We start from the raw sequence: 20,093 nt of genomic DNA, 5'->3' as shown, positions 1-20,093 counted from the left end.
CCACATTCTGGACTTCTGGGGCGATGTGGGCACGGAGCTGGCCATCCGGCTGTTCGGCGACGAGAGCCTGTTTTTGGGCTATGAGAACGTCCGCTTCACGGCTCCCGTCTACGCCGGCGACTTCATGGAGTACACCGGCTGGATTGAAAAGGTGGGCAACACCTCTCTGACCTGCAAGTTTGAGGCATACAAGTACATCACCCTGCCCCGCGACCCTGCTCTGGCGGACTCCGCCGCGGACGTCCTCCCCGAGCCCGTCCTCTGCGGCGAGGCTGTCGGCACCCTGGTCGTGAAGAAGCCCTTCCAGCGCATTGACCACGCTGACCCCAAGTTCCAGGTTCGCTGAAATATATAGTTCTTTCATACTTTCTCCCTTATCTTCATGGACGATCGACCACGGCAAGATGTCAAAAAGGGCACCCGTTTTACAAAACGGGTGCCCTTTTTATCTGTCAGGTTTTTTATCTGCCCTTCAGAGTATTGCGGTGATAGAAAAAACCGCGTTGTTCACGCGGTTTTTCCTGACTATTATTATTTCAAAAGGGAGCGGGAAACCACCAGCTTCAGAATATCGGTTGTGCCATCATAAATTCTTGCCGCATGTGCATCCCTGTAAATACGCTCTGCCACACAATCTGTTGTGCAGCCGTAGCCGCCGTGCATCTGGAGGCCGCGATCTGCGCAGAACTGTGCGGCTTCCGTTGCTTCTACCTTGGCCATGGAGGCGAAGTCACCCGCTTCGGGGCTGCCTGCGTCAATCATAGCAGCGGCCTTATATACCAGCGCTCTTGCAGACTCCAGCTTGCACTTCATCTCTGCCAACTGCCAGGACAGGCCCTGGTTATTGCCAATAGGCTGTTTGAACTGTACCCTGGTTTTGGCATAGGAGATGGCCTCCTCCAGCGCATGCTGTGCAATACCGATGGAACAAGCGGCGGCATTAATGCGGCCACCGGCAATGCCGCCCATCGCATACTTAAAGCCCTTGCCCTCTTCACCCAGCATATTCTTTGCAGGGATCCGGCAGTTCTTGAACTCAATTTCCGCAACCTCGGCGCCGCGCAGGCACATCATCTTTTGAACCCTTGTCTCCACACCGGGGGTGCCCTTCTCGACGATAAATGCAGACATGCCCTTGGAGGCCGGTACATCCGGGTTGGTAATGGCCCACACGTTCCAAACGTCTGCGCTTGCACCGTTGACCGTTAATGTTTTCTTGCCGTTCAGCACATACTCATCGCCGTCACGTACAGCCGTGGTGGCCACAGAGGCTACATCAGAACCCGCGCCGGGCTCCGTCAGGCAGAATGCCGGCAGAATCTTACCAGCAACCCAAGGCAGATAATATTTCTGCTTTTGCTCCTCCGTCGCATATGCCGGATACAGTCCCATGCCGCCCACCAGATAGCTCAACGCCGTGGAGGGGCAAACCCGGCTGATCTCCTCCAGAATGATGCAGCGGCCAACAGTTGCCACACCTTCTCCGCCGTCAGCCTTGCTCTGGGGCGCGCCCACCAAACCGGAATCCATCACCTTTTGATAATGAGCCCGATCAAAACCATTTTCATCAAGCTCTCTTGCCTTGGGTGCCAACACTTCCTCGGCAAATTTTCTGGCCCGCGCCTTCAGGTTTTCCTGTTCTTCAGTAAAAAACGGATTCATTCCTTCACGCACCTTTCAAAAATTCAGCAAATTTTGCCGACTACTTTTGCCACGTTTGACGAGGTGCTATAAATAATAAATATAGCCAGTCTGCACCGGACACAGATAGCCATCTTCCCGTCATATCATAGGCAAAGCTAAATCAGCAGAGGTTTTCGAAATATATGTTATCACCTTGTATAGAAAAATGGAAATTGACAATTTGCATGGCTTGTTATAACATTTATTTATGGCGTTTTGACGATTTTTTTGGAGGTGACAGGCTGATGACCTTACAACAGCTGCGTTACATCGTAGAACTTTCCAAGCACGATTCCATCAGTCGGGCTGCATCAGCCCTGTTTGTCACGCAGCCAAGCATCAGCAAAGCAGTCCGGGATCTGGAAGCAGAACTGCAAATTCAGATTCTCAGCCGCACGAATAAGGGAATTCTATTTACTAACGCCGGCAACGAGCTGCTGTTTTATGCGAAGGTTCTTTTGGAACAGTCCGAATCCGTCAAGTACCATTTCAATCCTCAAAATTCCAATCGCCTGACGAAACTCTCAATTTCCTCTCAGCACCACGGTTATGTGATTGCCGCGCTGAACCGCCTTCTGACAGTTCTAGACTCCAGGAAATATGAATTGATTATCCGTGAGGGGAGAACATCGGATGTGATTGATGACGTATCCGTCGGAAAAAGCATCATTGGGATTCTCTCCTATAACGATTTGGCCAAGAGCTTTTTTGAGCGTTCTTTTATGACAAAGGATCTGGACTTTACTCCCTTATTTTCCTTTCATCAACACATCTATATCCGTAAAGGCCATCCACTTGCCGCCTGTTCCTCTGTAACCTATGAGCAGTTAACCCGCTTTCCCTTTGTCACCTATCAGCAGGATGATGTGCCTCTTTATTTTTCGGAGTCTGATATTGTCAGCAATGATATTTCACAGCGCATCTATGTAAAAGACCGCGGTACCATGAATGAAATTCTGGCCTATACAGACTGCTACAATGTGGGAACAGGCTGTATCACCCCGCATTATATGCATCCCAATATCATCTCCATTCCCATTCAGGATGGGCACCGGATCCAGATCGGCTACCTCCGACAGCATGAAGTCTCTCTTCCGGAAGATGTCCGGCTTTATCTCGATTATTTGGAGGACACTCTGCGAAACAGCTTTCCACGCTAGTACAGCAGTATCTCCCGCAGCCTTTTGGTTGCGGGAGATACTGCTGTTCACTCTGTAATTTGCAGAATGTTCCGAATGATACGGGCCGTCAGGCCCCAGATGATGTGGCCATTGTACTGCCAGATTGGAACTTCTACCCGTCCGCCCCGGAACGCATATCCACTCGGGAAGCCAATCTCCTCATAGGGGAAATCTATCTGAGGGAGAGGCCGCAGATCGTAATGGTAAAGATGTGGCGCATGCTCCCGAAAAAAAGAAAGCGGCACTAAAAAAGTCTCCTCCACCTCCGTCCAGGAAGGCCGAAGCTCCGTCAGACCTTCCGGCAGGATCTTCCCCGCCACAGGCTGCATCCAGGCGTTGGAGGCATCCACAATAAAATCCGTCCTGCCCCAAAGCTCTATATGCTCCGGCGCAATGTGCAGTTCCTCCCCAGTCTCTCTCAGCGCGCAGGCCTCCGGGCTCTCTCCTGTCTCCATTCGTCCCCCCGGAAAGCAAACCTCTCCTGGCTGACGGCGCAGAGTCGCTGCCCGAACCTCAAAGAGCAGATACAATCCGTCCTGGCGCTCCACAAAGGGGCAGAGCATGGCGTACCGGTTCCGGCTGCACATCAGCCCCGGCGTATGGGCCGCCAAACGGCGGCTCAGCTCCCCCGGCCCGTTCACAGCAGCATTGTCAGGGCACCCTGACGGTTCACGATGTCCACTGCCGGGACACTGGGCGCATATTCGCCATCCAGGGACCACGGCAGTTCTTCTTTTGTCTCCACCCGGACACTGGAAACGTGGCGGAATATCAGTCCCTCACTGTCGTAGTGCTGGTTCAACAGAGCAAAAATCAAATTCTGGAGACCAATGGGCGTTTTCGGATTCGGCACCAGCAGCATTTCAAACTTTCCATCATCCAGCACTACCCGCTCCGGATCCAGCTTCATCAGCCCGCCGATGGAGGTGGAGTTGCACACGGCTCCGAACAAATATTCCCCATCCAGTCTCTCGCTGTCAGCGGTCAATTGAACCCGATAGGGCCGCAGCGTATTCAAATCCATCATTCCCTCCAGAATATAGGCAAAGTGTCCCAGTGCGTTTTTCGCCGCCTGGGGCGCAGAATAGGAGCTCTTGGTGAATGCTCCAAAGGACGCCACATATGCAAAGTAGCGCTGGTTCCATTGACCGACGTCCAGCACCCGAGGATGGTTATGCACAATCGCCTGAGCCGCCGTCACCGGATGAGCAGAGATATGCAGACTGGCGGCGAAATCATTGGTGCTGCCCTGGGGAATGTATCCGAGCAGGGGCGGCTTTTCCAGCTGCATCAAACCAGAGATTGCCTCGTTCAGCGTACCATCTCCGCCCGCAGCCACCACCAGATCATATTCCGTTCCCTCCTGCACGACCGTCTTCGTGGCATCTCCCGGTGCGCTGGTCTCGTGCACAGAGATCAGATAGCCGGCTTCTGAAAGCTTGGAAACCGCATCAAACACAGGGCCGCGGGACTTATTTCTCCCCGCCCGCGGATTAAAGAGAAGCAGTAGTTTTTTCTGCGTCATAAAACATGTTCCCCCCGCGCCAAACGCGCAAAATCTTCTGCTAAAATTGTGTGAAAGACAGTATATCACGGTAAAATGAGGATTGCAATTCCAAGGTTGCCCGTGTAGAATGGAATCTATAAGGACGGTGGAAGATGAAACGACAAAGCCGCTATTTTAAATGTGGTCTGACGGTCTTTTTGACAGTCAGCGCTATTTTGCTGCTTTATGACACGTTCTTTGGCAGTAAGGCTGCCCTTTCCTTTGGAGCCAAGCTTCTTTCCGCCATACAGCCCATTCTCTATGGCGCTCTGATCGCCTATTTGTTGGCCCCTGTCGTCAACTTTTTTGAGCGGGAGCTTTTTGTAAAAAAGGATGGGCAACTGCGTCTGGCTGGAAAAAAAGCGCACCGTGGAGTCAGGGCGGTCAGCCTGTTGCTGACGTGGCTGCTTGTCTGCATGCTGGGATATCTTCTGGCCTCCTTTTTGCTGCCGGAGCTGTACAGCAGCATTCTGCAGCTGATTAGCAATGTGGAGAACTACTATAATACCATCAACGGATGGGTACAGCGTCTGCTGGAGTCCAATCCCAAGCTGGAAAGCTGGGTAGCACAGCAAATGGATATCTATTTTAAGGACATCCAGAAATGGCTGACAACGGAGCTTCTCCCCCAGGCCACCGTTCTGATGGGAGCCGTCTCCGGCGGGGTTGTGAGTGCGCTTTTATTCTTGAAAGATTTGTTGGTTGGTATCATTGTGTCCGTCTACCTGCTGGCCACCAAAGAGCAGTGCGCCGCCTATGCCAGGAAGGTTATTTTTGGCTTGGTCTCCCCGCGCTATGTCCACTGGGTTCTGCGCGGTATCCGGAAAACAGATCATATCTTTTCCGGCTTTGTGCGCGGAAAACTGCTGGATTCCCTCATTATCGGCATCATCTGCTTTTTCGGCTGTTCCCTGCTTCATTTTCCCTATACGCCGCTGGTATCGGTAATCGTGGGTGTCACCAATGTGATTCCCTTCTTCGGTCCTTTCCTTGGCGCAATTCCCAGCATCTTCTTGATTTTGCTGGTATCTCCTATCCAAGCGCTGTACTTTGCCCTTTTCGTTCTGGCTCTGCAGCAGCTGGATGGCAACATCATTGGCCCTCTGATCCTGGGGGACAAAACAGGCCTCTCCAGCCTTTGGGTGATCATCGCCATTTTGGTGGGCGGCAGCTTTTTTGGCGTGGCCGGCATGTTTTTCGGCGTACCGGTCTGTGCCTGCCTGTACTGTGCGCTTACCTTCTTTGTGGATATGCGCCTGCGGAAAAAGGATCTTCCCATCGAGATCGATGCTTACCGCACAGGCGCTCCCAATCACTTTCATCCACCGGAAGCAGATTCGCCCAGCAGCAAGCCGGGCACGGACCGATGAGGTTTCATTTTTTATCAAACCCTCTTGCAATCCTGATATTCATCGTGTACAATACAGCCTCGTAGGGTGTTTATATCGTCATGAAAATAACGGTATGACCCTATGCGGCTCTAAAAACAATTGAATATGGAGCCGAATGATTTTGTCAGGGCGGGCAATTTCCGTCCAACACTGACCCAAAGCGGCAGTGATGAAAAGGAGAAATCGACATGAAGAAGAGAATCCTGGCACTCCTTCTTCTGGTCAGCCTCCTGGGCACCGTACTCAGCGGATGCGGAGACGGCAGCACAGAACAGGCGCCGGAGAACGGACAGACAAACGGCTCTACTGATGCAGGCACACAGGGAAATGCGATTACTGTGGGCATTGCGCAAGACCTGGACGACAGTCTTGACCCCCACAAAGCGGTGGCGGCAGGAACCAAGGAAGTCATGTTTAACGTATTTGAGGGCCTGATGAAGCCCACTTCTGAAGGAGATTTAACCCCCGCTATCGCCGAAAGCTATGAGGTCTCCCCCGACCGGCTGACTTACACCTTCACTCTGCGGGAAGGCGTAAAGTTCCACAATGGGGACACGGTGACAGCAGAGGACGTGGTATATTCCATCAATCGCTGCGCCGAAGCCTCGGAGACCGGAGTTCTCCAGGTGGAGGCGTTTTCTGTTATCCAGTCGGTAGAGGCCACAGACGACCACACGGTGGTCATCACCATTGCAGAACCCAGCAACGAGTTCATCTCTTATATGACGACAGCCATCCTTCCGGCGGATTATGACCAGCAGGACACTGCCCCCGTTGGCACCGGTCCTTTCAAATTTGTCTCTCGCACTGCCCAGGACTCCATTGTGATGGAGAAGTTTTCCGACTATTGGGGCACCCCGGCCCAGCTGGATAAAGTTACCTTTAAGATCATCGAAAATGCTGACAGCATTCTGATGAGCCTCCAGAGCGGCGCTGTAGATCTGTTTGCTCATCTCACCAGCACGCAGGTGGCTCAGTTGGGCAGTGATTTCAACGTGGTGGAGAGCACCATGAACCTGGTGCAGGCTATGTACCTGAACAACAAGGCGGCTCCCTTTGACAATGAAAAGGTCCGGCAGGCGCTGTGCTATGCCATCGATAAGCAGGAGATCATCGATTTGGCCTTTGATGGATACGGCAGCCCCATCGGTTCCAGCATGTATCCTGCCTTCGGCAAATATTTTGATGACGAGTTGTCCAATTATTACACCCGTGACGTGGAAAGGGCCAAGGCATTGCTGGCAGAGGCCGGCTATCCCGACGGCTTCTCCATGACCATTACCGTACCCTCCAACTACCAGCCTCACATCGACACCGCCCAGGTGCTGGTGGAGCAGCTGAAGGCCGTGGGCATCACTGCAGAAATTCAGCCCGTGGAGTGGGGGACCTGGCTCTCTGACGTATATGCCGGCCGGCAGTACCAGTCCACTGTGGTGGGTGTGGACGCCTCCAACATGACTGCCCGTGCCTTGTTGGAGCGCTTTACCTCTCAGGCGGACAACAACTTCATCAATTACGAGAATGACGACTATGATGCGCTGTTTGCCCAGGCACAGGCCTGCTATGACGACGCGGAGCAGACGGAGATCTACAAGCAGATGGAGCGAAACCTGACGGAGCATGCCGCCAATGTCTACATCCAGGATCTGGCGGATTTGGTGGCTGTCCGCAACACACTGGATGGCCTGCAGACCTATCCCATTTACGTGCTGGACCTCTCCACGGTCCACTACGTGCAGTAATATGCCAGGCGGCCGTTTTCCAGCCGCTTGCCCGGAAGGGAGATGACATCCATGAAGTTCGCAGCGAAACGACTTGCCATGCTGCTGGTCACCATGGTTGTCGTCTCCTTTCTGACGTTTGCAGCGTTTTCCGTCATCTCCGGCGATGCGGCGGCAGCGAAGCTGGGTACCGAGATTACGCCGGAGCGGCTGGCGGCGCTGCAGGCTGAAATGGGGCTGGATCGCCCGCTGATGGTGCGATACGGCGAATGGCTGGCCGGTTTTTTTTCCGGTAATTTGGGCACCTCGTACAGCTATCAGCAGCCGGTGGCGGATTTGATTGCCCCCAAGGTTTTGGTAACCCTGTGCCTGAGTTTTTTAAGTTTTCTTTTGATCGCCGCGGTGTCCATTCCGCTTGGCGTCTGGTCCATCCGCTATGAGGGCCGCACCGGCTGGTTCTGGCGGTTTTGGGATATTGTCCGTACGGTTTTCAACCAGCTTTGCATGGCGATTCCCCCGTTTTTTACCGGCATCCTGCTCTCCTGGCTGTTTGGAATTTTGTTGAAGTGGTTTGTCCCCGGCCAATTTCCAGAGCTGACCGAACATCCCGGCGGCGCGCTGAGATATCTGTTCTTCGCTGCCGTCTCCATTGCCATTCCCCGCGTTGCTATGACGGTGCGTATGCTGCGCAGCACCATCATCAGTGAAATGCGGAAGGACTATGTCCGTACTGTAATCTCCCGGGGTAACGACCGGGGTTCCGTTCTATACCGTCATGTGCTGAAGAATTCTCTGGTGCCGGTGGTCACCTTCCTGGCCCAGACCATGGCGGAGATTGTGGCAGCCAGCATTGTCGTGGAGCAGGTGTTCGGTATCCCCGGTCTTGGCCGGATGCTGGTGGCCTCCATCTCCAACCGGGATTACCCGGTGGTGCAGGTCATTGTGGTGATTCTTGCTTTCTGGGTGGTGCTGGCAAGCACTTTGGCGGATCTGGTAAATCAGCAAATCGACCCGCGGCTGCGTCTGGGGGGTGCCAAATGAAGCAAAACAACTACTTGCGGACGGGCCTTTTCCTGACGGGTGTTCTGGCAGTTCTCATTTGTCTTGGATTTTTCTGGACGCCCTATTCTCCTACCGCCATGAACGGCAGCGAGAAGTTTCTCGGCCCCTCCCTGCGCCATCTGATGGGTACTGACAACTTCGGCCGGGACATTTTCAGCCGGGTGCTGAAAGGCGCCGGAACAACTGCCGGCATTGCCTTTTGCACCGTGGCCATCGGTGCTGTATGCGGTACGGCAGTAGGCGCCCTCACCGGGTACTTCGGCGGCATTGTGGATGAGGCCCTGATGCGTTTCAATGACGTAATGACCGCCTTTCCCAGCATTCTTCTGGCATTGGTGTTCATCAGCGTGCTGGGGCCAGGCAGTAAATACAATGTCATTCTGGCGCTGGGTGTGGTGTTTATTCCCAGCTTTGCCCGGGTCACCCGCACGGCCTTTGCCTCTTTGCGGGATGTAAATTATGTAAAAAGCGTCCGGCTGATGGGGGCGGGTAAGGCCCGTATTTTGTTGGTGCATATGCTGCCCAACACTGCACAAATCCTGCTCCCCGCCATTACCATCGGCTTCAACAACGCGGTTTTGGCAGAGGCCTCCATGAGCTACCTGGGCATTGGCGTCACCCCGCCAGACGCCTCTCTTGGCTATATGCTCTCCGAGGCTCAGGGGATGTTCTCCGCCGCGCCATGGTACGCCCTTGGCACGGGCTTTACCATTGTCCTGCTGGTATTCAGCGTCGGGCTGATTGGTGAGGGCCTGCAGCGCCGTGGCAAGGAGGTAGCCTGATGCTGGAAATTCAGAACCTACATGTGAAATTCCACACCCGCAGCCGGGAGGCCGTAGCCGGCGTGTCCCTGTCCATTCGCGACGGTGAAATTTTGGGCCTTGTGGGCGAGTCCGGATCCGGAAAATCCGTTACCGCCATGAGCGTGGCAGGGCTGCTGCCCCGCCGCCAGTGCGACTACTCCGGCCAAATTCTGCTGGATGGTATGGAACTGCTTCATGCGGACCGGACGGTGCTCCGGAAGATCCAGGGCCGGGATATCGGAGTGGTGTTCCAGGAGCCAATGAGCGCCATGGATCCCCTGATGCGAATTGGCAATCAAGTGGAGGAAACGCTCCGCATTCACACCAAGCTCTCCCGTGAAGAACGCAGGCAGCGGACGCTGGAGGCCCTGGAGGCAGTAGAGCTTCCAGACCCCGTCACCATCTATGAAAAATATCCCCACGAGCTTTCCGGCGGGATGCTGCAGCGGGCGATGATTGCCGCTGCCATTATCTCCCGGCCCAAACTGCTGCTGCTGGACGAGCCCACCACCGCCCTGGACGTTACCATCCAAGCCCAGATTTTGGAGCTTTTAAAAAGGCTGAATGGGGAATTTGGTATCTCCATGCTGTTTATCTCGCATAACCTCAACGTCGTGCGGAAGCTCTGTGCGCGGGTGGCTGTCATGCAGCGCGGACTTTTAGTGGAGGAGGGCGCCACGGAGGATGTGTTTCACACTCCTCAGCAGGACTATACCAAACGGCTCATTGCTGCCATTCCCACCCGTCAGCGAAAGGAGGCACCGTAAAAATGGAGGAGCTTGTTCTCTCCGTCCAGCATGTTACCAGCGGCTATTACAGCGGTGGCTTCCTGCGCCGGGGCACCTATCAGGAGGTTCTGCACGACGTGACATTTGAAGTCCGCCATGGGGAAATTCTGGGCCTTGTGGGCGAATCCGGAACCGGAAAGTCCACCCTGGCCAAAACCATCCTCGGGATGGTGAAGCCAGACAAAGGGCAGGTAATCCACTATACCAAGCGTCCTCAGATGGTCTTTCAGGATCCATACAGCTCCTTAAATCCCGCCTATACCGTGGGGTGGATTCTGGAGGAGCCCCTGCGGATTTTCGGCAAATATTCCGCTCCGGAGCGGAAGCGCCGGGTCCGGGAAATGCTGGATCGGGTAGAGCTCCCGGAGGAGTGCCTGTCCGCCAGGCCGGAAGAGCTCTCCGGTGGACAGCGGCAGCGGGTTTCCATTGCCACGGCGCTCATCCAGCGTCCAAGATTCCTCATCGCCGATGAACCGGTCAGTGCACTGGATGTAACCATTCAGGCCCAGATATTAAAACTGCTGAAAACCCTGCGGAATGAGTTGGATTTAAGCTATCTCTTTATCTCCCATGATTTGAACGTCGTCTATCAGCTGTGCGACCGGGTTCTGGTGATGAAATCCGGCCGGATTGTAGAGCAGGGCCCTGTGGAACAGATTTTTGATCACCCCCAGGCCGAGTATACCCGACATCTTCTGGCAGCAGCGGAGTAGCGCATTTTTCCGGTCCGTTTATTGGATTCGAATATCCCACAGTGCCGTAGGTTCACCCTGATACCGCATACAACATATGGCCTAAAAATAATTTTTATGATTTTGGATACATCTATGAAGAAGACTCCTTTAAAGGCATTTTTTCTGCGTCATCGAACGCTGCATCTCTGGCTGCTGGCGGACGTCTGTCTGCTGGCAGCCTTCTGGATTTGCCAGAGAATTCCTCCCATTATCTGTGCTTTGGCAGATGGCTCTGCGGCCGTGCGCCAGGCGGTTGGGCGGGTGTGTTATCTGGTTTCCTTCTCTGTGGCAGAGCTGTTTTGTGTCCTGCTGGTTATCTTTGCAGCAGGTTATCTGGTGTGGAATGCCGCTGCCGTAACGTGCTCAAGAGGCCGCCGCGGACAGCAGGTCTACCGCGCCGTACTGGGTGCCGTGTGTGTCGGCCTTACCATCTATGTGGGCTTTTGCTATCTCTGGGGCGTCCATTACTACACCGAAAGTTTTCAGGACCGCTCCGGCATCTATGCCCAGCCCGTGGCGGAAGAGGACCTTCTGACCGTTACGCAGTATTTCGCAGACCGCCTGACTGAAGCGGCAGATCTAGTGCCGCGGGATAAATCCTCTCTGTTCTCTGTTTCCAAGGCGGAGATTCTGGCGGACAGCGTCCATGCCTACGACGTACTGGAACAGGAGTTTCCCTTCCTGGCCCTTGACGATCCCGGCGTGAAGCCCGTATACTTTTCCCGCATGATGAGCGCTCTGGATTTTACCGGTATTTATTGCCCCTATACGGGGGAGGCCAACGTCAATATGGACAGTCCCGCCTGCCTGCTTCCCGCCACTGCGGCCCACGAGCTGGCCCACCTGCGGAGCGTCGCTCTGGAGCAGGAGTGCAATTTTCTCTCCATCCTGGCCTGCACTACCTGTGGAAACGATGCCTATGCATACTCCGGCTGGCTGCTGGGATATATTCATTTGGGAAACGCCCTGTACAAGGTCAACCCCGATGCCTATCGCTCCATTCGGGATCATCTGCCGGCGTCAGTCCGGGCGGATTTAACGGATAACAATACCTACTGGGCACAGTTTCAGGACACCACCGCCCAAAAGGTGTCCAATCAGATTTACGAGGGATTTTTAAAAAGCTACGGGGAAACACATGGACTGCAGTCCTATGGCATGGTGGTGGATTTGCTGGTTGTCTATTACCGGGATGCCGCTTTCGCATCCTGATACAGGAACGGAGAGAGGCGATGAACATTTTGGTAACGTTGGATCGCAATTATCTGCGTCCCTTGCGTGTGATGCTGGGATCGCTGTTTTTCAACAACCCCGGCGCCGCCTTTCACATCTATCTGATTGGTGACAGCCTGACACAGGTAGATCTCGCGGATCTCTCCGCCCTTTGCGGCACCCGGCACACCCTGCATCCATTAACGGTCCCGGAAACGCTGTTTAAAGAGGCGCCGGTGGTCCGTTATTACTCCCGGGCTATGTATTACCGGCTTTTGGCAGCTCAGCTGCTGCCAAAGGATTTGGACCGGATTCTCTACCTGGATCCGGATATTCTGGTCATCAACCCAGTACAGCCCCTGTATGAGACGAATCTTGGCAGTTTCCTGATGGCGGCTGCCACCCACAGCGGGCTCTTCTCCGGCATTTCGGATCAAGTAAACCGGATGCGGCTGGACAACTATGAGGCGGAGGCCTATTTTAACTCCGGTGTGTTGGTCATGAACCTTGCGGCCATGCGCCATGCCGTGCGGGCGGAGGATATTTATGCCTATGCCCGGGAGCATGCCGACCTTTTGATTTTACCGGACCAGGATATTCTCAATGGCCTTTACGGGGCCAGGATCCTGGAGGTGGATGACAGCCTGTGGAATTATGACGCCCGGAAGTATGAGCGTTACTGGATGACCAGCCAGGGAGAGCGGGATATGGACTGGGTGATGGAGCATACGTCCATTCTCCACTTCTGCGGAAAGAACAAGCCCTGGAGCCAAGGCTATATGGGATACTTTGCGGCGCTGTATAAACACTATCAGCACCTGTTGGAGCGACAATAAGGAACGCGGGGAGCTGGCCGGCTCCCCGCGTTTTATATGATTCATACAAATTTCTTCCGGATGTCCAACTCCCGAAAAAATTCTGTCATCTGGCGGACGTCCTCCCCTCGCAGAATCCCCCGCGGTACGCTGACAAGCAGTTTTCCATGCCTCCGCAGGCACAGTACCGGCTGGTGGGCATTCTGCCGCGCAGATACCGGATTCCGCAGGCGGAACTCCACAACTGCTCCGGCATAGGGAATGGATTCCGTTCTCAGCCAGGTATGCACTTCCAAGTGATCCTGGAAGAGCACCAGACAGTATCTACGCCGCCACTGCAGCCAAAGAAAAGCCAACAGCGGAAGTGTCAGAAACCACGCCGATTCCAGCTTCCCGCCCGCCCAGCCGACTGCCAGCAGCACCAGGGCAAAAAAGGCGCTGAGCAGGAGCATTGCGATGGGAAGTGTGCTGTCACCTTTCAGTCTCAGTGGATCCACGCTTCGCTCCTCTCTGAAAAAACGGCCCGGAAATACCGGACCGTTTTTCCTCATTTCATCAGCTCACACACCAGATCCGTATACGCGGAGGGATCCTCCAGCGGCAGTCCCGCAATCAGCAGTGCCTGGTCGTACAGCAGTGTGGCGTATTTTTTTGCCTTCTCCGGTTCGGCGGTAACCGCCCGCTCCAGCGCCTGAAATGCCGGATGATCTGTGTTCAGTTCCAGAATCCGCTCGGCCTTCAGATGGCTGTCGGGCTGGACAATGGCAAAGTACTTCTCCATCTCGAAGCTCAGTCCTTCACCCGCGGCCAGGCACACCGGATGGGATTTCAGGCGGACAGACGCCTTAACTTCTTTGACAGCATTGCCCAGTGCCTCCTTCACAAAGTCAAAGGTGGGCTTGTGGATATCACTGTTCTCCTCCACTTTCCTGCTCTCGTCCCCCTCGAAGCTCTCGTCCAGAATGGATCGGAACTCCTTATCGCGATAGGTTCGCAGGGTCTGGGCCGTGAACTCGTCTACCTGTTCCGTGAAGTACAGAATTTCCGTGCCGCTGTCTTTCAGCATCTCCGTCTGCGGCAGCTTATCAATTTTGTCCAGGCTCTCTCCGGCGGCATAGTAGAGATACTTCTGATCCTCCTTCATCCGGGAGACATATTCCTCCAGAGTGACATACTTTTTCTCCGTAGAGGAGTAGAACATCAAAAGATCCTGCAGCAGCTCCTTGTGAGCACCGAAGTCTGCCACCACGCCATATTTCAGCTGCCGGCCGAAGTTCTTCCAGAATTTATCATAGGATGCCCGCTCATCCTTCAGCATTTTGGCAAGATCCGCCTTAATTTTTTTCTCCAGATTGGCCGCAATCACCTTCAGCTGGCGGTCATGCTGCAGCAGCTCCCTGGAGATATTCAGGCTGAGATCCGGAGAATCCACCACGCCCCGGACAAAACGGAAGTGTTCCGGCAGCAGATCCGGACACTTCTCCATAATGAGCACGCCATTGGAATACAACTGCAGTCCCTTCTCGTACTCCTTGGAGTAAAAGTCAAAGGGAGTTGCCCCGGGGATAAACAGCAGCGCCTTATAGGTCACCGCCCCCTCTGCCGCCACAGCAATTACCCGCTGGGGATCCGCATAGTCATGGAATTTATCCCGGTAGAACTTGTTGTACTCCTCCGGCTTTACGCTGGACTTTCTCCGCTGCCAGATGGGTACCATAGAGTTCAGTGTCTCTTCTTCGCTGTAAGTCTCGTACTCCGGCTGGTCTTCCGGGGTGCCCTCCTTCTTTCTGGTCTTGGAGACCTCCATACGAATGGGGAAGCGGATATAGTCCGAATATTTCCGCACCAACTCCTGCAGCCGCCAGCTCTCCAAAAATTCACTGTATTTGTCGTCGTCCGTATCGGGCTTCAAATGCATGATAATATCAGTGCCGGGTGCGGCTTTTTCGCACTCTGTGATGGTATAGCCGTCAGCCCCGGCAGACTGCCACATCCAAGCGGTATCCGCTCCGTATTTCTTTGTCACCACCGTGATATGATCCGCCACCATAAAGGCGGAGTAGAACCCCACACCGAACTGACCGATCACATCGGTGTCCTTGGCATCATCTCCCACTTCCTGTTTGAATTTATAAGAACCGGAGGAGGCAATGACGCCCAGATTGTTCTCCAGTTCCTCCTTGTCCATGCCAATGCCGTTGTCGGATACAGTAAGCGTTCGCCCATCCTTATCCGCCGTCAGCTGAATCTGAAAGTCCTTGCGGCTCATCCCCACCGTGTCATCTGTAAGGGCTTGATAGCACAGCTTGTCGCAGGCATCGCTGGCGTTGGAGATGATCTCCCGCAGGAAGATCTCCTTATGGGTATAGATGGAATTGATCATCAGATCCAGCAGCCGCTTGGACTCCGCCTTGAATTGTCTCTTTGCCATGGAATGGTGCACTTCCTTTGTATTGAATATTTTTACAATTTTAAAATATACCACATTGAACAAAACAAATAAATGACCAATTTGTAAATTTCGCAGCCAAGCAGTTGTCTGTCTGGCCATTTGCGAGTAAAATGAATCTATATCCAATTCCCGGAGCATTTGTTTCTCCGAAAAAGGAGTTCCTGTTTTATGGGCATTTTTTATAAAATCAAGTCCGCACTGGCCCGGTTCATGTATGGGCGCAACGGAGTGGACCAACTTGGACTGTCCATGGTGTGGGGCTGCTTGCTTCTGCTTCTGGTCTCCTCTCTGGTTACCCGCCGCCAAGCAGTAATCGGAACCGTGCTGTATTGGATTTCTATCGTCTTTTGGGCGGGTGCATTGTTCCGTATTTTCTCCAAAAATCTCTATAAGCGCCGCGAGGAAAACAGCCGATGGTTAAACCGCATCTGGCGGTTCAAAAGCCGTTTTCAGGGAGCCCGGGAGCGTCACGCAGACAAAACGCACAAGTATTATACCTGCAAGGCCTGCAAAACAATTTGCCGGGTTCCGGTCGGAAAGGGAAAGATTGTGATCACCTGTCCAAAATGCGGTGCTCAAATCCATGCAAAAACCTGATCGAAAAACCGGACTGCGGATCTCTGCAGTCCGGTTTTTTCGCACACATCCTCACCAGCCCATTCTTCAATCCGCCGGATTATGTCTCCTCTAATACCCGAAGGCCTGCAATCTCATTCACCGGCAGGGAGAACACCAGGGACTGCGCCTCGCTCTGCATCCCAGCCTTGGTCATCACCGCCTTCATAATCGGCTTTTTATCCTGTTCCCGCACCAGAATGAACAGCATCTCCTTTTCTGCTGCAATGGATACCCCGAAAAATTTACTGGCCAGTTCCATTCCCGTCCCCTTGGCGTGAATCGCCGTGCCGCCGCCGGCCCCGGCCTCCCTGGCGGCCTCCATCACCATATCCGTGCATCCCTGGTTCGTGATTACTACAATCAGCTCGTGGCTCGGGACCTTTTCCATGCTCTCTTCTCCCTCCTGCTCCCGCACCAGATACTCCTTGGTGGCCATACCACCGATGCTGCACACCGGCACCGTCATCAAAACGCCGTTCCCCGGCACATCCAGCCACAGTGCCCGGGCCGCCTCCCGCACCATTCGCGGGGAGTGCGGTGCCACGCAGAACATCACTGCTTTCTCCGATGCCTCCAGCCCAAGAAAATCCAGAATCTCCGCCGTTGCGGTGCCGTGGCCCAGGGCCGTCAGCACCAGGGAAACGCCGTGCTCCTGATACCAAGCCGCAAATTCTCCGCACCGGGTGCGGTCTGTAATGGTAATAATGAGATCGGCTCCATGCATGGGCGCCCCTCCTCTCTCTTGTTCCGTTGTCTCCATGCCGCCGTTCCTCATAGCTCGATGATTTCCTCGTCGGAGACAATCGCTGGCTTTTCCTCCTGAGGCGCACGTTTGAGCTTTTTTTGATACAGCAGACCCAGCATCTGGATGGTCAGAAGCGGCGTCATCGCCACCATAGCCACCACACCAAATGCGTCTGTGATAATATCGCCCCCCAGCGCGTCACAGGCTCCCATAGCGAAGGGCAGCAAAAAGGTCGCTGTCATGGGGCCGGAAGCCACACCACCGGAGTCAAAGGCAATTGCCGTGAATATCCTCGGTACAAAAAAGGACATGGCAATCGCAGCCAGATACCCCGGCATCACAAACCAAAAAATGGAGATCCCAGTAAGAACCCGCACCATGGCAAGGCCGATGGAAATTGCCACGCCTGCGGAAAGGCTGGTACTCATGGCCTTTCCCGGAATTGCTCCGGAGGTAATCTCCTCCACCTGCTTGTTCAGCACATGGACTGCCGGCTCCGCCTGCACAATGAACCAGCCCATCAGCATCCCAATTGGAACTAGAATCCAATTGTAGGAAAGGGATGCAATCTGCTGGCCCAGATAGTTGCCTGCAGGCATAAAGCCCACATTGACTCCCGTCAGAAACAGAACCAGTCCCACATAAGTATATAAGAGACCCACAACAATTTTCAACACTTTTTTCTTCTTTAGTTTTAAAGAGATCACCTGGAACACCGCAAAGAACACCGCAATTGGCGCTAGGCACACCGCAACCTCCTTCAAATATGCAGGGAAGCTCGCCTCAAACAGCGCCCACAAGGCCCTGCTGTCCTTCGCATTCGGCACCTGCACCGGTGTATAAGCGCCAGCAGAGGGATAGATCAACGCCAGCACCATCACTGCCAAAATGGGGCCAATGGAGCATAAGGCCACCAAGCCAAAGCTGTCCTGGGCTGCGTTTTCATCGCTGCGGATAGAGGCAACGCCAACACCCAGTGCCATGATAAAGGGCACTGTCATGGGGCCGGTTGTCACACCGCCAGAATCAAAGGCGATTGCAAGAAAGTCCCCCGGGACAAAGGCAGCCAAGGCAAAGACCACCATATAGAAAACCACCAGCATCCAGTTGAGGGGAATCCGGAACAAAATGCGCAGCAGGGCAATCACCAGAAAAAGTCCGACGCCCACCGCCACAGCGCCAATCAAATACTGGTTGGGAACACCTGGGACCTGGGTGGCCAGCACCTGCAAATCCGGTTCGGACATCGTGACGATCACGCCGATCAAAAAGCCGACACCAATGACCACCCCCAGCTTGCGGGAGCGGGTCATCGCTGCACCCACCCGTTCGCCGATCGGCGTCATAGCCGTGTCAGCTCCCAGGGTAAACAGCCCCATCCCCAGAATCAGAAGGACCGCGCCAATTAAAAATGTCATGAATGTGGCAGTTGGAATGGGTGCGATGGAAAAGCACAGCACCAATACAATGGCGGTAATGGGCAGCACAGAGGCCATTGCCTCCTGCAGCTTTTCCTTCAGCACAGTCCGGTTTTGTCCCAACTGTTCCTGCCATGGATGTCTCTTTTTTCGAAACACTCGCATCCCCCCTGCATCTCATTCTTCCCGTTATTTGATTGTAGCATAACGAGGCTTGTCTTCACAATGCGGATTTTCCACGGTCATTTTCCTTAACATCTTCTTGGCGGGCATCGGCCGTCCTTCTCTCACTTGCTTTTCTTTTCCAGCAGATCGTGCTATACTGATTTCATTCTATTCCGAGCGAGGAGTGACTTTTTGTGAAAACCGGTCTTGTGCTGGAGGGCGGCGCCTTCCGGACCATCTTTTCCTCCGGTGTCTGCGATGCCTTTCTGGATCTCGGCCTGCCCATGCCCGACTACACGATAGGGGTTTCCGCCGGCATTGCATACGGTGTCAGCTATCTCTCCGGACAGAGTCGGCGGAATCTGCAGCTGCTGACCACCTATGCAAACGACAAACGCTATATCGGTCTTGGGAACCTTCTCAATCCCAAGAACCGCTGTTACTTTGGGCTGAAATTTTCCTACGAAACTATTCCAAATGAGCTTCTTCCATTTGATTACGAGGCATTTGCCGCCTACCCCGGCATGGCGGAAGCCGTTGTGACCAATCTGAATACTGGCCGTGCAGAATATCTTCCGGTCCCAAGATACGACGAACATTTTTTGCTGCTGCAGGCCACCTGTGCCATCCCCATCATGTTTCCCGTAATTCACCTGAATGGGCAGCCATACCTGGACGGAGGCTGTGCCGATGCCATTCCCTGGTGCCGCGCTCTGGAAATGGGATGTGACCGCTTGGTGGTCGTTTTGACCCGGGAGCGGGATTACCGCAGAAAGCCAGATAGCATGCTGCCGCTGATTCGCCGCCGTTTTCGGAAATATCCCCGCTTTGTAGAAACCATGGAACACCGTGCGGAGCAGTATAACCAAAACCGTGCCGATCTGTTTGCCTTGGAGCAGGCCGGGCAGGCTTTGATCATTGCGCCAGAGAGCACAGCTGGCTTTTCCCGCACAGAGCGGGATCTGAACAAAATCCGTTCTCTTTGGCAGGCAGGCTATTTTGCCGGTCAGCATGCAGCAGCGGCAGTTCGGGATCTTTGGACCGGCTCTGAGGTGTAATGATTTTTAAAAATGTTCCGCAAATTGCGGAACATTTTTATATCTTGCATAAATTTTATTTGATTACAATTTTCTTTTATACATTTCCTCTAATTATTTGTTCAAACATTGCAAATTTCTCCTTTTCCCCCTTTCCAGTTTGTGCTTTTGCATATATAATAGTAAAGTATCATAAAACATAATTGATACGTAGCTTGCCCCGCGGAAATTGCGGGGCTTCTATTTGGGAAAAAAGGAGTATCTGGTATGGATGTTTTCTCCGTCTTTACTCTCTGCGGGGGGTTGGCCTTCTTCCTCTACGGCATGACCACCATGTCAAAGAGCCTGGAGAAGATGGCCGGCGGCAAACTGGAGCGCCTCTTGAAAAAAATGACCTCCAATCCCTTTAAAAGCCTGCTTCTGGGGGCGGGGATTACCATTGCGATTCAATCTTCTTCCGCCATGACTGTTATGCTGGTGGGTCTTGTAAACTCCGGTGTAATGGAGTTGGGACAGACCATTGGCGTCATTATGGGTTCCAACATCGGTACGACCCTGACTGCCTGGATCTTATCTTTGACGGGAATTCAAAGCGAAAGTGTTTTCGTCAATCTGTTTAAGCCAGAAAACTTCTCTCCCGTGATTGCTTTGATCGGCATCGTCCTGATTATGGGCTCCAAGAAGCAGAAGCGGCGGGATATTGGCCGGATTATGGTTGGCTT

The 20,093-nt window shown here is 53.8% G+C and carries 20 protein-coding genes; 13 read left to right on the top strand and 7 right to left on the bottom strand.

The features are described from left to right. A partial coding sequence (locus tag BMZ81_RS14155; protein WP_091132949.1) for a hotdog fold domain-containing protein occupies positions 1 to 346 on the top strand: 346 nt, incomplete at its 5' end. A gap of 185 nt (positions 347 to 531) precedes the next feature. On the opposite strand, the gene BMZ81_RS13385 is transcribed toward BMZ81_RS14155, so the two are convergent. Continuing rightward, positions 532 to 1,662: an acyl-CoA dehydrogenase family protein gene (locus BMZ81_RS13385; RefSeq protein WP_091132947.1), complete on the bottom strand. Its 1,131-nt coding sequence runs from the start codon at positions 1,660 to 1,662 to the stop codon at positions 532 to 534. Between the two features lie 266 nt (positions 1,663 to 1,928). Here BMZ81_RS13385 and BMZ81_RS13380 point away from each other — a divergent pair, with 266 nt between their 5' ends. Further along, positions 1,929 to 2,843, top strand: coding sequence for a LysR family transcriptional regulator (locus BMZ81_RS13380; RefSeq protein ID WP_177187324.1), 915 nt, complete (start codon positions 1,929 to 1,931; stop codon positions 2,841 to 2,843). A gap of 47 nt (positions 2,844 to 2,890) precedes the next feature. On the opposite strand, the gene BMZ81_RS13375 is transcribed toward BMZ81_RS13380, so the two are convergent. Together BMZ81_RS13375 and BMZ81_RS13370 are read right to left on the bottom strand one after the other, a co-directional pair. Beyond that, positions 2,891 to 3,475, bottom strand: a complete 585-nt coding sequence (locus BMZ81_RS13375) for an NUDIX hydrolase (RefSeq protein ID WP_242942651.1) — start codon at positions 3,473 to 3,475, stop codon at positions 2,891 to 2,893. A gap of 26 nt (positions 3,476 to 3,501) precedes the next feature. Beyond that, positions 3,502 to 4,389, bottom strand: coding sequence for a diacylglycerol/lipid kinase family protein (locus BMZ81_RS13370; RefSeq protein WP_091132944.1), 888 nt, complete (start codon positions 4,387 to 4,389; stop codon positions 3,502 to 3,504). A gap of 134 nt (positions 4,390 to 4,523) precedes the next feature. On the opposite strand from BMZ81_RS13370, the gene BMZ81_RS13365 reads away from it, so the two are divergent. The 8 genes from BMZ81_RS13365 to BMZ81_RS13330 all read left to right on the top strand — a co-directional run bounded on the left by BMZ81_RS13365 (position 4,524) and on the right by BMZ81_RS13330 (position 12,957). Then, positions 4,524 to 5,780, top strand: coding sequence for an AI-2E family transporter (locus BMZ81_RS13365; RefSeq protein WP_091132942.1), 1,257 nt, complete (start codon positions 4,524 to 4,526; stop codon positions 5,778 to 5,780). A 209-nt stretch (positions 5,781 to 5,989) separates the two neighbouring features. Continuing rightward, positions 5,990 to 7,543: an ABC transporter substrate-binding protein gene (locus BMZ81_RS13360; protein ID WP_091132940.1), complete on the top strand. Its 1,554-nt coding sequence runs from the start codon at positions 5,990 to 5,992 to the stop codon at positions 7,541 to 7,543. Positions 7,544 to 7,594: 51 nt separating this feature from the next. Then, complete coding sequence (locus BMZ81_RS13355; RefSeq protein ID WP_091132939.1) at positions 7,595 to 8,563, top strand: ABC transporter permease; 969 nt, start codon at positions 7,595 to 7,597, stop codon at positions 8,561 to 8,563. Beyond that, positions 8,560 to 9,366, top strand: a complete 807-nt coding sequence (locus BMZ81_RS13350) for an ABC transporter permease (protein ID WP_091132937.1) — start codon at positions 8,560 to 8,562, stop codon at positions 9,364 to 9,366. The genes BMZ81_RS13355 and BMZ81_RS13350 overlap by 4 nt, the downstream gene beginning before the upstream one ends. Further along, positions 9,366 to 10,154: an ATP-binding cassette domain-containing protein gene (locus tag BMZ81_RS13345; protein ID WP_091132936.1), complete on the top strand. Its 789-nt coding sequence runs from the start codon at positions 9,366 to 9,368 to the stop codon at positions 10,152 to 10,154. The genes BMZ81_RS13350 and BMZ81_RS13345 overlap by 1 nt, the downstream gene beginning before the upstream one ends. Before the next feature lie 2 nt (positions 10,155 to 10,156). Continuing rightward, the gene (locus BMZ81_RS13340) at positions 10,157 to 10,888 is read left to right on the top strand and encodes an ABC transporter ATP-binding protein (protein WP_091132933.1); all 732 of its coding nucleotides are present in this window, start codon (positions 10,157 to 10,159) and stop codon (positions 10,886 to 10,888) included. 114 nt (positions 10,889 to 11,002) lie between these two features. After that, positions 11,003 to 12,121, top strand: a complete 1,119-nt coding sequence (locus tag BMZ81_RS13335) for a DUF3810 domain-containing protein (RefSeq protein ID WP_091132953.1) — start codon at positions 11,003 to 11,005, stop codon at positions 12,119 to 12,121. Positions 12,122 to 12,141: 20 nt separating this feature from the next. Then, on the top strand, positions 12,142 to 12,957 hold the full coding sequence (locus tag BMZ81_RS13330) for a glycosyltransferase family 8 protein (RefSeq protein WP_091132930.1): 816 nt from the start codon (positions 12,142 to 12,144) through the stop codon (positions 12,955 to 12,957). 41 nt (positions 12,958 to 12,998) lie between these two features. On the opposite strand, the gene BMZ81_RS13325 is transcribed toward BMZ81_RS13330, so the two are convergent. Further along, entirely contained in the window at positions 12,999 to 13,433 is a 435-nt protein-coding gene (locus BMZ81_RS13325) for a hypothetical protein (RefSeq protein WP_143072790.1), read from the bottom strand. A 50-nt stretch (positions 13,434 to 13,483) separates the two neighbouring features. Continuing rightward, the gene (htpG, locus tag BMZ81_RS13320) at positions 13,484 to 15,367 is read right to left on the bottom strand and encodes a molecular chaperone HtpG (protein ID WP_091132951.1); all 1,884 of its coding nucleotides are present in this window, start codon (positions 15,365 to 15,367) and stop codon (positions 13,484 to 13,486) included. A gap of 189 nt (positions 15,368 to 15,556) precedes the next feature. Here htpG and BMZ81_RS13315 point away from each other — a divergent pair, with 189 nt between their 5' ends. Beyond that, positions 15,557 to 15,985: a ribonuclease P Rpr2/Rpp21/SNM1 subunit family protein gene (locus BMZ81_RS13315; RefSeq protein WP_091132925.1), complete on the top strand. Its 429-nt coding sequence runs from the start codon at positions 15,557 to 15,559 to the stop codon at positions 15,983 to 15,985. Positions 15,986 to 16,064: 79 nt separating this feature from the next. Here BMZ81_RS13315 and BMZ81_RS13310 read toward each other — a convergent pair whose 3' ends face one another. Next, entirely contained in the window at positions 16,065 to 16,730 is a 666-nt protein-coding gene (locus BMZ81_RS13310) for a P-II family nitrogen regulator (protein WP_091132922.1), read from the bottom strand. A 47-nt stretch (positions 16,731 to 16,777) separates the two neighbouring features. Then, the gene (locus BMZ81_RS13305) at positions 16,778 to 18,247 is read right to left on the bottom strand and encodes a DUF1538 domain-containing protein (RefSeq protein WP_242942652.1); all 1,470 of its coding nucleotides are present in this window, start codon (positions 18,245 to 18,247) and stop codon (positions 16,778 to 16,780) included. A gap of 281 nt (positions 18,248 to 18,528) precedes the next feature. Between BMZ81_RS13305 and BMZ81_RS13300 the strand changes: the two genes are divergently transcribed. Continuing rightward, positions 18,529 to 19,392: a patatin-like phospholipase family protein gene (locus BMZ81_RS13300; protein ID WP_091132917.1), complete on the top strand. Its 864-nt coding sequence runs from the start codon at positions 18,529 to 18,531 to the stop codon at positions 19,390 to 19,392. 246 nt (positions 19,393 to 19,638) lie between these two features. Continuing rightward, a partial coding sequence (locus tag BMZ81_RS13290; protein ID WP_177187323.1) for a Na/Pi symporter occupies positions 19,639 to 20,093 on the top strand: 455 nt, incomplete at its 3' end.

Origin of the sequence: Oscillibacter sp. PC13, assembly GCF_900115635.1 — a bacterium.
Classification (GTDB): Bacteria; Bacillota; Clostridia; order Oscillospirales; family Oscillospiraceae; genus Oscillibacter.
This window is presented reverse-complemented; position numbering and strand designations above follow the sequence as displayed.

Coding starts and splice junctions, on each gene's coding strand:
- BMZ81_RS13355 (WP_091132939.1), top strand. CDS start 7,595: ATGAAGTTCGCAGCGAAACGACTTGCCATGCTGCTGGTCACCATGGTT.
- BMZ81_RS13380 (WP_177187324.1), top strand. CDS start 1,929: ATGACCTTACAACAGCTGCGTTACATCGTAGAACTTTCCAAGCACGAT.
- htpG (WP_091132951.1), bottom strand. CDS start 15,367: ATGGCAAAGAGACAATTCAAGGCGGAGTCCAAGCGGCTGCTGGATCTG.
- BMZ81_RS13365 (WP_091132942.1), top strand. CDS start 4,524: ATGAAACGACAAAGCCGCTATTTTAAATGTGGTCTGACGGTCTTTTTG.
- BMZ81_RS13360 (WP_091132940.1), top strand. CDS start 5,990: ATGAAGAAGAGAATCCTGGCACTCCTTCTTCTGGTCAGCCTCCTGGGC.
- BMZ81_RS13370 (WP_091132944.1), bottom strand. CDS start 4,389: ATGACGCAGAAAAAACTACTGCTTCTCTTTAATCCGCGGGCGGGGAGA.
- BMZ81_RS13385 (WP_091132947.1), bottom strand. CDS start 1,662: ATGAATCCGTTTTTTACTGAAGAACAGGAAAACCTGAAGGCGCGGGCC.
- BMZ81_RS13310 (WP_091132922.1), bottom strand. CDS start 16,730: ATGCATGGAGCCGATCTCATTATTACCATTACAGACCGCACCCGGTGC.
- BMZ81_RS13315 (WP_091132925.1), top strand. CDS start 15,557: ATGGGCATTTTTTATAAAATCAAGTCCGCACTGGCCCGGTTCATGTAT.
- BMZ81_RS13330 (WP_091132930.1), top strand. CDS start 12,142: ATGAACATTTTGGTAACGTTGGATCGCAATTATCTGCGTCCCTTGCGT.
- BMZ81_RS13340 (WP_091132933.1), top strand. CDS start 10,157: ATGGAGGAGCTTGTTCTCTCCGTCCAGCATGTTACCAGCGGCTATTAC.
- BMZ81_RS13305 (WP_242942652.1), bottom strand. CDS start 18,247: ATGGCCTCTGTGCTGCCCATTACCGCCATTGTATTGGTGCTGTGCTTT.
- BMZ81_RS13335 (WP_091132953.1), top strand. CDS start 11,003: ATGAAGAAGACTCCTTTAAAGGCATTTTTTCTGCGTCATCGAACGCTG.
- BMZ81_RS13345 (WP_091132936.1), top strand. CDS start 9,366: ATGCTGGAAATTCAGAACCTACATGTGAAATTCCACACCCGCAGCCGG.
- BMZ81_RS13350 (WP_091132937.1), top strand. CDS start 8,560: ATGAAGCAAAACAACTACTTGCGGACGGGCCTTTTCCTGACGGGTGTT.